The sequence below is a fragment of the Microcoleus sp. POL10_C6 genome, from assembly GCF_036701585.1.
In the GTDB taxonomy this organism is placed as follows: Bacteria; Cyanobacteriota; Cyanobacteriia; order Cyanobacteriales; family Microcoleaceae; genus Microcoleus.
In genome coordinates this window covers 62,547-76,149 of the sequence record NZ_JAUBRB010000019.1, presented here as the reverse complement: position 1 = coordinate 76,149, position 13,603 = coordinate 62,547, and the positions used below count along the sequence as shown (strand labels likewise).

Below are 13,603 nucleotides of genomic sequence, written 5' to 3'. Positions count from 1 at the left end.
ATAAGGTCCGTGCCCAGGCAGCAGAAGCCTTGGGCAAGTTGGGAAATGCTTCAGAAGCCATCATCAGCGCCTTGCTGCTACGTCTCGAAGATAGGAACGAGGATGTTCGTGCCGAGGCAGCAGAAGCCTTGGGTAACTTGGGAAATGCTTCAGAAGCCGTCACCAGTGCCTTGCTGCTACGTCTCGAAGATGGGGACTATAAGGTCCGTGCCCAGGCAGCAGAAGCCTTGGGCAAGTTGGGAAATGCTTCAGAAGCCATCATCAGCGCCTTGCTGTTACGTCTCGAAGACAGGAACGAGGATGTTCGTGGCTGGGCATCACAAGCCTTGGGTAAGTTGGGAAATGATTCAGAAGCCGTCATCAGTGCCTTGCTGCTACGTCTCGAAGATGTGTCTGAGTGGGTGCGCCGTGAAGCAGTAGAAGCCTTGGGTAAGTTGGGCCTGAAATCTAGTGAGGTTTTGCCTGCTGTTGTGCAATGGGTTGAGCAGCATCAGGATGCAAAATATGTCGGCTCAGGTATTGATGTGTTGTGGGATTTGGTGGCGGGTGAGGGAAATAGATCGCCAGTGCCTTTTTAGAAGTATTTAGCTTTTGCGCCAGTAAAACCCGATCGCACTTCCCGAACTTTCCCCAAAAATGCGATCGCCCAGTCTGCTGTTTGACTATTAGAACCCTCCATCCCTTTAACAACCGGGAACAGAGGTCAATTATTCAATCTAAAATCTAAAATCTAAAATCTAAAATTGTTTGAAAAGAGTCATGTCGTGTCCCTACTCTATGGAGGGTTTGGGCGTAACTCCTGTTGATTTTACTGGGTCGTAGCCCAACATTCGGTAGTAGAGTCCCTGTTGGTTAAGGAGTTGGGAGTGACTGCCAGATTCAACAATCTCGCCGTCTTGCATCACAAAAATCCGATCGCAGTCTACAACAGTTTCGAGTCGGTGCGTAACCAAGACGATCGTTCTTTTGCGGCGTAGACGTTGCAGAGTCTCTAAGACCCACTGCTCGTGCTTCAAGTCCAGGGCATTCGTGGGTTCATCGAGGATGAGTATGGGAGCGTTAGTGATGAGTGCTCGCGCAATAGCTAGGCGCTGTCGCTGTCCGCCCGATAGGTTTTGACCGCCCTCAGCGATTAAAGTATCATACTGTTCCGGCAAGGTTTCGATGAACTCAACTGCTCCAGCTTCGACCGCCGCCTCCCGAATATCGGAGAGTCTTGCATCCGCGCGACCGTAGGCGATATTCTCGGCGATCGTTCCGGGGAAAAGCGGGCTACCTTGGGAGACGAGCGCCATGTGTTTGCGGACATCGGCAATCTTGAGGGTGCGAAGGTCAACACCGTCGAGGAGGACGCTGCCCGATGTCGGGTCGTAGAAGCGGGGCAAAAGATTGAGCAGCGTACTCTTTCCTGTCCCGCTAGGGCCTAAAAACGCCACCATTTGACCCGGCTCGATACTAGCATTGATGTTTCGCAAAACGGGTTGCCCAGAGTTGTACTCGAAGCTCACATCCGCAAGTGTTAATGTGCAGGGATGAACAGGAAGCGATCTCGCATCAGGCTCATCCTTTATAGCAGGTGGCTCGTCAATGACCGTAAAGACGCGATCGCATGAAGCAACAAACGTCTGGATCTTAGTGGTGAAGCCCAACACCCAACCTATCGGGTCCCAGAACTGCCCCAGGTATGCCATGAATACGAGTAGATCGCCAATGGTCACGCCGCCCTGCACCGGACGCAAGAACTGGTCGCGATAGACTAAGTATCCGCCGTAGCCTAAGATTACTCCGCTTCCCAGGGCGAAGACTACCTGAACCGCTAACGGATAGAGGTTTTCTTGCCAATTGAGTCGCATGGACGCCTTGACGCTGCGTTCGACCGCCTGCCCGAAGCGCCGCGACTCCGTTGCTTCTCGACCGAAAGACTGGATTAGCCCGATTAACTCTATAGCTTGCTGCATGGTTGAGGTCATCACCGCATCGGTCTGCTTCGACTCCAGGGCTCGACTCCTAATCCTTCCCTCGAAGTACCAATTCGCCAGTATTAAAAGCGGAGTGAACGAAAGCGCAAACACGGTGAGAAGGACGTGGCGCGACAGCATGATCCAGATCATCGCCGTCAGCGTCACCGATGCAGCCGTGGAGCCGATGAGCGTATCGATCACCCCCCAGGGTCCGAGGCTGTCGTAGCTCAACCGATAGATTGCGTCACCTTGCGATCGTCCGCCATGCCAACCGAGACTCAGCGCTTGTAGTTTGTCGTAGAGTTCGGTACGAACGCGCAAGGTTCCGTTGTACTGGATGCGGTAGTTCAACATCCTGCGAAGCATGAAGACGGTATCGCTCAGGATTCTGATGATCATCGCGACGAACGCCATTCCGAAAATCCGGTTCAGCGTGCTTTCACCGAACGGAGCAAGAAACAGTGTATGAATCCAGTCGGATTTCGGAGTTGGCGACAAAACCGTATCGACTAGAATCGCGATCGGCCAGGCGTTGAGAAGGTTGAAAAGCACTGATGCTCCGATCAAAAGCAAGAGTATGATGATCAGCCATAAGTCTTTGCGGAAGTAGGAAATGGAGCGCAGAACGATCCGCACCAACCAATGCTGGTTAATTAACGGCCGCACCATTGTTGGTGAATTCTTCTGGCCCTTCAAACGTGCTTTGAATGGAAAAGTCATAAATGTGCTGGGTGTCTCTAAGTAAGACAATGCACCAATTAGGAAGTTTCACCCCAGTCAGAGAAGCTAGAAATCAACTTGGAGCTACAACCTTTGTTGTCAAGTAAGGCAGATGGAACGTGAGATTATTAGACTGGTGCAACATTTAAGTATAGTTTCCTTGTTCTAGGGTAGCTAAATTGCAAGCGAGATCGCTTTTTCGATTAAAACCCGATCGCCGTTCCGGAAATTTCACCAAAAATGCGGTCAGTCTGCTGTTTGACGATTAGGGCCCTCCATCCCCTTAACAACCGGGAACAGAACTCAATTATTCAATCTAAAATCCAAAATCTAAAATCTAAAATCGATCTATTATTCAATCTAAAATCTAAAATCGAAAATCCAAAATCGGTCGATCGCCCCCAGCGACGGCCCAGGAGGGTCAATGGTTGCTACAATCGGGGAGGGTATATGTTGTGGCTAACACTACAGCCCGTAACCCTGAAAGCTAATAGCTAAATTATTAAAAATCTGCCTCTCCTGCCATGTTTAAAAATCTGCTAGGCGATCCCAACGCGCGCAAACTTAGAAAATTTCAGCCTTGGGTAGCTGATATCAATATCTTGGAAGAAGACTTCCGCGTACTCTCAGACGACGACCTCCGAGGGAAAACGGCCGAGTTTCAAGAACGTCTGGCAAAAGCTAAATCTCTCAACGAAGAAAAAGAGATCTTAGACGAAATCTTGCCGGAAGCTTTTGCAGTGGTGCGGGAAGCGGGACAGCGGGTTTTGGGACTGCGCCACTTTGATGTCCAACTCCTCGGCGGCATCATCCTGCACAAAGGCCAAATTGCCGAAATGAAAACCGGTGAAGGTAAAACTCTTGTGGCGACGCTGCCAGCTTACCTTAACGCCCTCAACGGCAAAGGCGTACACATCATCACCGTCAACGATTATCTCGCAAGACGGGACGCGGAATGGATGGGACAGGTGCACCGCTTCCTGGGATTGACTGTGGGACTGATTCAGCAGGGCATGGATCAGGTGGAACGCAAGAAAAATTATAGCTGCGATATTACCTACGCCACTAACAGCGAAGTCGGCTTTGATTATTTGCGCGACAACATGGCTACTGTCATGGAAGATGTAGTGCAGCGTCCTTTTAATTTCTGCGTGATTGACGAGGTTGACTCGGTGCTGATTGATGAAGCACGGACGCCTTTAATTATTTCCGGCCAGGTGGAACGCCCCAGTGAGAAGTATATACGGGCGGCTGAGGTAGCTGCTGCTCTGAGAAAGGAAAATGAAGAACATTACGAGGTTGACGAAAAGGCTCGGAATGTGCTATTGACCGATGAAGGGTTTGGTGAAGCTGAGCGGTTGTTGGGTGTTACGGATTTGTACGACCCGGCTGACCCTTGGGCGCATTACATTTTTAATGCGATTAAGGCGAAGGAATTGTTTATTAAGGATATTAACTACATCGTCACTCCCGATCGCGAGGTGGTGATTGTGGATGAGTTTACCGGTCGGGTGATGCCGGGACGGCGCTGGAGTGACGGTTTGCACCAGGCGATCGAAGCGAAGGAACGGGCGGAAATTCAGCCGGAAACTCAGACGCTGGCGACGATTACCTATCAGAATTTCTTTTTGCTTTATCCGAAGCTGTCGGGGATGACTGGGACGGCGAAGACTGAAGAGACGGAGTTTGAGAAGATTTACAATCTGGAAGTAACGCTGATTCCCACTAACCGGATTACCAGCCGTACTGACCTTTCGGATATGGTTTACAAGGCGGAGGCTGGTAAGTGGAATGCGATCGCCCAAGACTGCGCGGAAATGCACGAAATCGGTCGGCCGGTGCTGGTGGGCACTACGAGCGTGGAAAAGTCGGAGTTGCTGTCGCGGCTGCTGCTGGAACGGAAAATTCCTCACAATTTGCTTAATGCTAAACCGGAAAATGTGGAGCGGGAGTCGGAAATTATCGCTCAAGCCGGACGCAAAGGCGCTGTGACGATCGCCACGAACATGGCCGGGCGCGGTACAGACATCATTTTGGGCGGTAATTCTGAGTACATGGGCCGCCTGAAGTTGCGCGAGTATCTTATGCCCCGGATTGTGCGGCCCGATGATGAGGACGGGTTTTCGCTAGTGCAAGTGCCCGGTATTGGCGGCCGCCCCCCAGCTCAAGGTTTTGGTCAAACGGCCAAAAAGGTTAAGTCTTGGAAAGCTTCGGCACAGATTTTCCCGACGCAGCTATCGAAAGATGCCGAGCAAATGCTCAAGGCGGCGGTGGAATTGGCGGTGAAGGAGTACGGGGAGCGATCGCTCTCGGAATTGCAAGCCGATGATATCGTGGCTATAGCTTCGGAAAAAGCGCCGACAAAAGACCCGGTAATTCAAAAATTGCGGGAAGCTTACAATTTAACTCGCAGGGAATACGATGCTTTTACCAGCACCGAACACGATGAAGTCGTGCAGTTGGGAGGCTTGCACGTCATCGGTACCGAACGCCACGAATCGCGCCGGATCGACAATCAATTGCGCGGCCGGGCGGGACGCCAAGGAGACCCTGGTTCTACGCGGTTTTTCTTGAGTTTGGAAGACAATTTGCTTAGGATTTTCGGTGGCGAACGGGTGGCCGGTTTGATGAAGGCTTTCGGTGTTGAGGAAGATATGCCGATCGAATCTGGAATGCTGACTCGTTCCCTCGAAGGCGCTCAGAAAAAAGTCGAAACCTACTATTACGATATCCGCAAGCAGGTATTTGAATATGACGAAGTGATGAACAATCAGCGTCGAGCAATCTATGCGGAACGTCGCCGAGTATTAGAAGGTTTGGACTCCAAAGAACAGGTAATTAAGTATGCCGAACAGACGATGGACGACATCGTAGGAGCATACATCAATCCCGATTTACCTTCGGAAGAATGGGAACTCGACAAACTTGTGAGCAAGGTGAAGGAATTTGTTTATCTACTCGCTGACATGACACCGGATCAGCTAGAAGATTTGTCCGTTGAGGAAATTAAAACTTTCTTGCACGAACAAGTCCGCAATGCTTACGACATTAAAGAAGCGGAAGTTAATGCAATCCGAGCTGAATTGATGCGAGATGCGGAACGGTTCTTTATTTTGCAGCAAATTGATACTTTGTGGCGGGAACACTTGCAACAAATGGATGCTTTGCGCGAGTCTGTAGGGCTGCGCGGTTACGGGCAAAAAGACCCGCTGATCGAGTACAAAACTGAAGGTTACGAGCTGTTTTTGGACATGATGACCGATATCCGCCGCAATGTGGTTTATTCGCTGTTCCAGTTCCAGCCGCAGCCGGCTATGCAAGTTTCGCCAGAGATGGTTTGAAGATAGTTAACAGTTGACTGTTGACTGTTGACTGCAACTGGTTCCCAGGCTCTTCCTAGGAACCAGTTGATTTTACACCACCAGTGTCATGGAAGAAGAATAAAAGAAGACCAAATACAGATATTCGCATTGAAATATTGTATAACCTGGAATTATGCCCACTATTTTACGAATAGGCCCTTACCGACTTTACTTTTACAGCCATGAACCAAATGAACCACCTCATGTTCATATTGACAGAGACAAATCATCGGTTAAATTTTGGTTGGAGCCAGTCAGTTTAGGAAACAACCTTGGTTTTAGTGCTAAAGAACTTCGTAAAATACAGTCGGTAGTACAAGAAAATAAACAAACGCTATTGGAGGCTTGGTATGGGTATTTTGGCGATTCGAGCGGACGAGAGAGTTAAGCACATTCATTTTACAGAAGAAACCATTAGTGTTGATTTGATGGATGGACGAATCATTACCGTCCCTTTAATTTGGTATCCAAGATTGTTTCATGCAACGCCCGATCAAAGGGAAAAATGGGAAGTATGTGGAGGAGGCTATGGCATTCACTGGGAAGAAATTGATGAAGACCTCAGTACAGAAGGAATGCTGCGAGGTGCACCGGCTCCGAGGCCTAAAATTACTCATTAATTTCGATCGCTATTTCACTTCTAAGCTTTCGTAATATAGCCTTTCTCACGTAAGAGATAAAGGAGGTATTTAAGGTAGATTTGAGATTAAAGCCAATCTTCTTGATCGCTTTTTTGTTTCCTGTAAACTTCACCTTTCGTGTGAATTTTACGGGTTTGTTCGTAAAGACTTTCTTCGGTATAATTCCATTGTTGCAGGACTTTTTTTAAGTCTGATTGAATATCTCGGGCGCCGGGAAAGCCTCGGTAGCGAATTATTAATCTTGCTAATTCCGATAAATTGTAGTCGGTTGCTTCTCCTCCTAATAAAGTATCGACACTGGCTCGATCGCGCTTGTATTGCGGATGCTGCTGATCTTGAGTTTTTTCTACTGAATCCATACTATTTATATTTCCCAATCATCAGAAAATGTTGCTACAAGCAACCGTCACCCAAAAGTGCGGACATAAATAACCTAATGAATAGAGTCTTAAATCCGCGTTTCATAAACTGTTTGATGCGGGTATCATAACAGTCAACAGTCAACTGTCAATTGTCAACTGTTTAAATTATCGCTTCAGTCATCGCCAGAAATTTTTGTGTTTGTTCAGTAATACCAAATAGTCGATCGCCGTGACAAAATATTTCCCAGGCGCGAATTCCCATAAAACCAATACCTGCAACCGCCAAGGGCATCGCTGCGGCACCTAAAAGCGCGGCAATCGGGGGAAATATCATGCACAGCGTTAACAGAATACCAGTAATAACACCGCCAGCAATGCCAGCTTTGGCGGTGGCGCTGGCGACTTGTTCGACTAACTCTGACTGGGTAATTTGGCCTTCAACGCACAATAGCGAGTTTTCTAAGATAGAAAATATTAACTCAATTACTGCTGCGGCGATCGCCCCTTTCATTGCAGCCCCCACGATTTCGGCAACTGCTGCTTTAAACGCTGCATCCGCTAAAACTTGCTTAGCGACTGCTAATTCTGCGGCAGTCATGTCTACACCACCGCGAGCACGATTCACCCAAAAATATTCAAAAATCCCGTTAGTAGCTTCGCTTCCGCCTCCATTGACGTGCGCTTGGATGTGGCTCCAATCTTTATCTTGACAGAAGTTGCGAATTGCTTCTGGCCCTTGGGCACGAATTTGGGCGGGTATGGATTCAAATACTTTTGCTGCTTCTTGCACATTTCGGATGCCGTCACGCATACCAGCCCTAGCAAATTTGAATTGCAGAGTGGTTGGCAGGTTCTCAAAACGGATGTTATGTGCTATTTTAAAAGCTTCTTGAGTGGCGATCGCCCCGGCACTAACCATTGAACTTGGCGCTGATTGTACCCACGCCGTTAATACAGTTGCATTTTCCTCAACTTTAGCAGCGATTTGGTTGGCTAAGTTTTGGGTATCGGCAACAGTTTCTTGTACTTTAGCCGTTAGGAACTCGAGCGGATTCTGGCTAATTTCCATGTTGATCCAGCTTGCATCGTTAATGATTGAATTATTTTGACTATAACATTCCTCTTCAGTAAGTGTTACTTTTTACTGAATTGCTTCTCGCTTCTAACTCCGGCTGTAAATTTAGAGCTTTTTTTTGATAAAATAAACCTTCATTGATTCGCCCTTGTTCTTCCAAACTTTTGCCTAAATTCCAATAAGCGACTGCTAAATCTGGTTGAAGAACGATAGATTTTTGGTAGTAACTTATGGCCTCATCGAGCTGGCCTTGTTTGTAAAACATACTGCCCAAGTTAACATAGGCTTCGACAAAATTAGGATCAAATTCGATCGCCTTGGAGTAGGCGCGAATTGCCGCGTCTATTTTGCCTTGGGCTTGCAGGATATTACCTAGGGTTTTGTAGGCGGCGGCGAAATTGGGTTGCTGGCGAAGTGCTTGGTAACAGGAGGCGATCGCCTCTACATATTTTTGTTGCGTATAATAAATTTCTGCTATCTTGTTGAGTGCGATCGCACTCTCCGTTTGAATGGCTAGTAATTTTTGATATTCAGCGATCGCCTCCTCAAGCTTTCCTGATTTCTGAAGGCTATCGCCCGCTGACAAATACTGCTCTGCTAACTCGGAATTTGCGGTCATAGATTTTACTTTAACAGCCGAAACTACTTTACCACAAGTGTTAGTTAGCAACCGCGATTTCTAGGGATATTGTGACTATTTGATATTTTAAATTTGTTTTTGTACCAACATAGGACTTACGCAATCATTCCAGGTATGGGGGAAACCACGGAGGGTTTGCCCCTACAAAACACTATATATTGAGGCTGTGCGTAAGTCCTGCAACAGTTCGGACAGTTTTTGATTACCAACAGCTTAGAAACCGGGTTTGTAACACCCATGCGTCAGCCTGGAAACTGTCGGAAGTGTTTAGATAAATTAGCTAAATGTTCGATCGCCCTAGCTGTTCAAAAATTAATTGAACGGGCGATCGAAAAAATTAAGGAGACAGTCGCCACACCTTAATCGTGTCGTCAAAACTGCCACTGATCAGAGTTTTGTCTTGAGGATTAAAAGCCAAATCCACCCAGGTAGAATGACCCTTCAGCGTGCCCGCGATTTCGCCGGAACTCATGCGCCACAGCTTGATAGTCCCGCTCAAATCCGCGCTGGCGAGTTTGTCTCCGTCGGGACTGAAAGCCAAGGACTTAACCTTGTCGGAATGGCCGATCAAAGTCCGTAGCAGAGAACCGTTAGGCTGCCCGGAGTGATTATTTGCGCTGATATCCCACAGCTTCACCGTCTTGTCCCAACTGCCGCTGGCGAGAGTTTGACCGTCCGGGCTGATGGCCAGAGACCAAACCGCCTCGGAATGACCCCAAAGAGTTTCTTTCAATTCCCCAGTCTGCCAGTTCCACAGGTTGATCTTACCGTCGCTGCGGCCGATCGCCAAAGTTTCTCGATCGGGGCTGAAAGCCACCGACTGCACCTCGTCAAAAACCTGCTTGAGAGTTTCCAACTCGGCCCCGCCTTGGACTTCCCACAGCTTCAAAGTTTTGTCCTTACCGACACTGGCCACTGTCTGGCTATCGGGACTGAAAACCACCGAGAACACGCCGTCTGTGTGTCCGTCCAACGTCCGAATTAACTTGCCCGAATAGAAATTCCACAATTTAATCGTACCGTCAACGCCACCGCTGGCGATCGTCCTGCCGTCGGGACTGACTGCCACCGACCACACCGGCCCCAAATGTCCTGTTAAAACCTTGAGCAGCTTGCCGTGACGCTTGTGCCGCAAGTGAATTGTGCCGTCGTTATTCCCGCTGACGATTACGCGGCCCTGGGGAGCTACTGCTACAGCCCAAACCGGGTTTTTGTCTTGATCCGCCAGAGTCCGCACTGCGGGTCGGGACTGCGATGCCTCACCGTTGAAATCCTGCATCGGGGGCGGATTGAACCGAATTTCGGGAATGCTAGAAACAGGCTCAGAAGAAGTGAAAGCCTGCGGTGCAGGAGATGGCAAGCGAACACCCAGCACTACGGACAGCAGGGCAACCGCAGTTCCTCCCCACATGGCCAAAGTCCACTTGGGTTTGCTGAGAATCACGTCTACCGGTGCCGGGCCGTATTTCATGTCTGTGAGAATTGCCTCGGTCGAGCGATAGCGTTTTGATGGTTCTCGCTGCACCATTTTATCCAGAATGCGGCCGAGTCGCGCCGAAACTGGTACTTTCAAATAATCTCTCCAAGTCCAACTTTCGGATTTGATGTCAAACAAATCAAAGGGCGACATTCCCGTTAACAAGTGAATGCAAGTGACACCCAAACTGTAGATGTCGCTGCTCTTAATCGCTTGGCCTTTAATTTGTTCCGGGGCCGCATATTCCGCAGAACCTGTCACCGTTTTTGTTTTCAGCGGCCCGCTATTAGCCGGAATTGCCGCGCCGAAATCGACTAAAACTAGCCCAGAGGAACTTTCTTGGGACAGGGGATGTAGATCCTCTTTCCCTGCCAAAGCTGGGGATGCTTGGGGAGTTTTGCGGTGAATAATATTGGACGGTTTGATATCTCCGTGAATCAGTTGATGTTCGTGAACACATTGCAGGACTGGCAACAATTCGCTCAGCAGATACCAAATTTGAATTTCTTTAACAACACCTTTTTCTGAAAGCCGATCGGCTAAATTACGCCCTTCGATGTATTCTTGCACTAAATACTGGCAGCCTTCGACTTCAAAAGATGCCAGCAGTTTCGGTATTTGGGGATGTTTCCCCAACTCGTCGAGAACTGACGCCGAGCCGCGAAATGTCCGGTTTTGCTGTGTGCCACCGTCTGCGGCTGCTGAGCCGCAGAACTGTTGAATGACGCAGCGGGGTTGCGAAGGCTGGTCTTCATCGACTGCTAAGAAGGTGCGACAAGTGAGACTTTGACCGAGGGTGTGAAAGACTCGGTAGCGACCTTTTAGCAGCAAATTCGACTCGCAACTTTTGCAGACTGTCGCGCGATCGAGATTTTGGGGATTCTGGCAATTGGGATTGGTGCAGTAACTCATTTGTCTTTCCGCTGGAGACCCCCGTCCGACATACTTGCTTGTGGGGGAGGAAAGCGGGGCGGTGCGTGCCGCTTCCTGTGGACAAATTAAATAATTGGAATCTTTGCTTGATCATAATTGTTTCCCAGATTTTCGCCACCATTGCACGCGGGTGATCGCACGTAAATTATTGCTGACTTTCCTGCGAGCGAGGTTTAATAGGTTGATCGTACGGGCGGGCAGGATGCCTACCCCACAAGAAAATCATTCTTTGTGGAACAGGTCGGAAAGCCTGTTATTGAGAATGGTGCAATATCTCAGTTGTTACCGAATTAAGCTATACTGTCATTGCGAATACTTGCATTGCGATCGCAGCAAAGCAATCGCGAGGCATTGCCAAATATCCGCGATTCTTTGTCCTCTGGAGTCAATCTAAAACTACAAATCTCCAATCGACTAACAAATGAAAACTGAGGCAATTTTCGCCCAACTAACTACTAACTTTTAACTATTACTTATGCCATTAATTCGCGTTCCCAAACCTTGGGAAATTCTCAACCCACAAATTACTCCAGAAACAGCCTTTCTCAACCGCCGCCGCTTCATGACAAACTTAATTGGCGCAGGCGTGACAGCTTCGCTGCTGCCGCTGACCGGCTGCCAAAGCAATGCTAGCTCAAAAACTGCTCTGGAGCAAAGCTCAACTCAAGCATATTCGGAATTGAGCCGGAATCCCGCCTTTGCAAAAGTCGATCGAGCGATTACCGACGAAGCCTTAGCTACAAAATACAACAATTTTTACGAATACGGTGGCACAAAATCTATTTGGCAAGCCGCTCAAGCTTTGCCAACAGAAAACTGGAAAGTAGAAGTAGGCGGTTTAGTAAAAAATCCCCGAACTTATGATATTGACGACCTCGAAAAGAAATTCCCTATCGAAGAACGAGTTTATCGATTTCGCTGCGTAGAAGCCTGGGCGATGGTAGTTCCTTGGGTCGGGTTTCCCATGAAATTACTGATGGCGGATGTCGAACCGCAATCGCAGGCTAAATTCGTTCGCTTCACCTCATTTTACGACCCCAAAATAACCCCCGGGCCCGGTTTGATGTCGCAATTTTATCCTTGGCCTTATACCGAAGGTCTGCGAATTGAAGAAATGGCGAACGATTTAGCATTTTTTGCCACAGGCTTGTATGGCCGAAGGCTACCAAAACAAAATGGTGCGCCGCTGCGGCAAGTGATTCCTTGGAAATACGGTTTTAAGGGCGCAAAGTCGATCGTAAAAATTGAATTTGTCGAAAAACAGCCCGCCACTTTTTGGAATACAATCGGCCCCAACGAATACGCCTTTGAAGCAAATGTCGAACCCGACAAACCGCACCCCAGATGGTCGCAGGCCAGCGAACGGATAGTCGGCCCCGGTAACAGTTGGTCGTGGGAAACTCGCCCGACTTTGCCCTATAACGGTTACGGCGAATATGTAGCGAGTTTGTACAGTTAATTAACTACGCGAGATGTAATTTGAGAAACAGGCTTTTCTGCTTCTCAAATTATTAATTTATCTCTTTTCTCTTTCTCTGCGCCCTCTGCGTTCTCTGCGGTTAATAAAAAAAAAGATTTTTTTTCGGTTCAGCAAAATGAAATACAGGACACGGCAATGCCCTATCACTACCCTATACCTGCACTTTGTTTGTAAATTTTACCTTGATTTTGCAGGAGATCGACTACAATAAAAATTGATGAAGCTACCAAGGAATTGTTAAATGGTAACAACAACATCAACTCCCATCGAGCAGCAAACTACCCCAGCAGAAAACCGAGTTATTTTAAAAGGTGTCAGTTGGTCAACTTTTAAAGCATTGCTGGCAGATGTTGGGGACGATAGAGCTTGGAGAATTGCTTACGATGAAGGAGTATTAGAAATCAGGATGCCACTGGAAGAACACGAAGAACCCAAACGACTGATAGAAAGCTTTGTGGAAGCTATTGTAGATGAGCTGGAAATTGAACTTAGAAGTCTTGGTTCCCTGACTCTTGAACGAGAAGATTTAACTCGTGCTGTCGAACCTGATTCCTGTTTCTACATTCAAAATGAATCTTTAGTTAGAGGCAGAAATATCAATTTGCCAAATGACCCGCCGCCGGATTTAGCAATAGAGTCAGATTACACAAATTCTTCAGTTAATAAAGATTCCATATATGCTGCTCTTGGCGTTCCCGAACTTTGGAGGTATCGCCGGCAATCTCTGCAAGTTTATCAACTTGTGGAGGGAAAATATGAAATGTGCGATCGCAGTTTAGCTTTTCCATTTTTACCCGTTGCCGAAATTCCGGGTTTCATCGAACAAAGCAGAACAGTCGGACAGCGGGCGGCTGTGCGTTTGTTTCGGCAAAGAATTAGAGAGATTTTGCCGATTCAAAGTTAACGCAAAAATCAGACTGTAGTTTAAAAACTAGCAAATTAATTTAAATTA

Annotated in this window: 12 protein-coding genes; 7 read left to right on the top strand and 5 right to left on the bottom strand. The window is 47.9% G+C overall.

Translation table 11 applies throughout. The features are described from left to right. The coding region (locus QUA34_RS13060; RefSeq protein WP_333387069.1) for a sister chromatid cohesion protein PDS5 at positions 1–578 on the top strand (578 nt) is incomplete at its 5' end. 192 nt (positions 579–770) lie between these two features. Here QUA34_RS13060 and QUA34_RS13055 read toward each other — a convergent pair. Then, positions 771–2,681 (bottom strand): ABC transporter ATP-binding protein, encoded by a 1,911-nt coding sequence (locus tag QUA34_RS13055; protein ID WP_333387067.1) that lies wholly within the window; start codon positions 2,679–2,681, stop codon positions 771–773. Positions 2,682–3,205: 524 nt separating this feature from the next. Between QUA34_RS13055 and secA the strand changes: the two genes are divergently transcribed. From secA to QUA34_RS13040, 3 genes are all read left to right on the top strand, one after another. Then, positions 3,206–6,022: a preprotein translocase subunit SecA gene (secA, locus tag QUA34_RS13050; RefSeq protein ID WP_333328077.1), complete on the top strand. Its 2,817-nt coding sequence runs from the start codon at positions 3,206–3,208 to the stop codon at positions 6,020–6,022. A gap of 154 nt (positions 6,023–6,176) precedes the next feature. Then, positions 6,177–6,431, top strand: coding sequence for a DUF4160 domain-containing protein (locus QUA34_RS13045; RefSeq protein WP_333288196.1), 255 nt, complete (start codon positions 6,177–6,179; stop codon positions 6,429–6,431). Continuing rightward, complete coding sequence (locus QUA34_RS13040; RefSeq protein WP_333108088.1) at positions 6,394–6,663, top strand: DUF2442 domain-containing protein; 270 nt, start codon at positions 6,394–6,396, stop codon at positions 6,661–6,663. The genes QUA34_RS13045 and QUA34_RS13040 overlap by 38 nt, the downstream gene beginning before the upstream one ends. An 86-nt stretch (positions 6,664–6,749) precedes the next feature. Here QUA34_RS13040 and QUA34_RS13035 read toward each other — a convergent pair whose 3' ends face one another. From QUA34_RS13035 to QUA34_RS13025, 3 genes are all read right to left on the bottom strand, one after another. Beyond that, entirely contained in the window at positions 6,750–7,043 is a 294-nt protein-coding gene (locus tag QUA34_RS13035) for a DUF3288 family protein (RefSeq protein WP_333387064.1), read from the bottom strand. Positions 7,044–7,206: 163 nt separating this feature from the next. Then, a complete protein-coding gene (locus tag QUA34_RS13030; RefSeq protein ID WP_333328071.1) occupies positions 7,207–8,115 on the bottom strand; it encodes a hypothetical protein in 909 nt (302 codons plus the stop codon). A 55-nt stretch (positions 8,116–8,170) separates the two neighbouring features. After that, a complete protein-coding gene (locus QUA34_RS13025; protein ID WP_333387062.1) occupies positions 8,171–8,740 on the bottom strand; it encodes a tetratricopeptide repeat protein in 570 nt (189 codons plus the stop codon). A 219-nt stretch (positions 8,741–8,959) separates the two neighbouring features. Here QUA34_RS13025 and QUA34_RS13020 point away from each other — a divergent pair, with 219 nt between their 5' ends. Continuing rightward, positions 8,960–9,124 carry a hypothetical protein gene (locus tag QUA34_RS13020; RefSeq protein ID WP_333387060.1) on the top strand — a complete coding sequence of 55 codons (165 nt, stop codon included), beginning with the start codon at positions 8,960–8,962 and terminating at the stop codon, positions 9,122–9,124. Here the strand turns inward: QUA34_RS13020 and QUA34_RS13015 are convergent. Beyond that, positions 9,099–11,150 (bottom strand): serine/threonine-protein kinase, encoded by a 2,052-nt coding sequence (locus QUA34_RS13015; RefSeq protein WP_333328063.1) that lies wholly within the window; start codon positions 11,148–11,150, stop codon positions 9,099–9,101. The genes QUA34_RS13020 and QUA34_RS13015 overlap by 26 nt on opposite strands. Before the next feature lie 496 nt (positions 11,151–11,646). On the opposite strand from QUA34_RS13015, the gene msrP reads away from it, so the two are divergent. Then, positions 11,647–12,630, top strand: coding sequence for a protein-methionine-sulfoxide reductase catalytic subunit MsrP (gene msrP / locus QUA34_RS13010; RefSeq protein ID WP_333387058.1), 984 nt, complete (start codon positions 11,647–11,649; stop codon positions 12,628–12,630). 262 nt (positions 12,631–12,892) lie between these two features. After that, complete coding sequence (locus QUA34_RS13005) at positions 12,893–13,555, top strand: Uma2 family endonuclease (protein WP_333387056.1); 663 nt, start codon at positions 12,893–12,895, stop codon at positions 13,553–13,555. The last annotated feature ends 48 nt before the right edge of the window (positions 13,556–13,603 follow it).

What these genes read in the sequence shown, in the direction of transcription:
- QUA34_RS13055 (WP_333387067.1), bottom strand. Translation starts at nt 2,681, where the DNA reads ATGACTTTTCCATTCAAAGCACGTTTGAAGGGCCAGAAGAATTCACCA.
- secA (WP_333328077.1), top strand. Translation starts at nt 3,206, where the DNA reads ATGTTTAAAAATCTGCTAGGCGATCCCAACGCGCGCAAACTTAGAAAA.
- QUA34_RS13045 (WP_333288196.1), top strand. Translation starts at nt 6,177, where the DNA reads ATGCCCACTATTTTACGAATAGGCCCTTACCGACTTTACTTTTACAGC.
- QUA34_RS13040 (WP_333108088.1), top strand. Translation starts at nt 6,394, where the DNA reads ATGGGTATTTTGGCGATTCGAGCGGACGAGAGAGTTAAGCACATTCAT.
- QUA34_RS13035 (WP_333387064.1), bottom strand. Translation starts at nt 7,043, where the DNA reads ATGGATTCAGTAGAAAAAACTCAAGATCAGCAGCATCCGCAATACAAG.
- QUA34_RS13030 (WP_333328071.1), bottom strand. Translation starts at nt 8,115, where the DNA reads ATGGAAATTAGCCAGAATCCGCTCGAGTTCCTAACGGCTAAAGTACAA.
- QUA34_RS13025 (WP_333387062.1), bottom strand. Translation starts at nt 8,740, where the DNA reads ATGACCGCAAATTCCGAGTTAGCAGAGCAGTATTTGTCAGCGGGCGAT.
- QUA34_RS13015 (WP_333328063.1), bottom strand. Translation starts at nt 11,150, where the DNA reads ATGAGTTACTGCACCAATCCCAATTGCCAGAATCCCCAAAATCTCGAT.
- msrP (WP_333387058.1), top strand. Translation starts at nt 11,647, where the DNA reads ATGCCATTAATTCGCGTTCCCAAACCTTGGGAAATTCTCAACCCACAA.
- QUA34_RS13005 (WP_333387056.1), top strand. Translation starts at nt 12,893, where the DNA reads ATGGTAACAACAACATCAACTCCCATCGAGCAGCAAACTACCCCAGCA.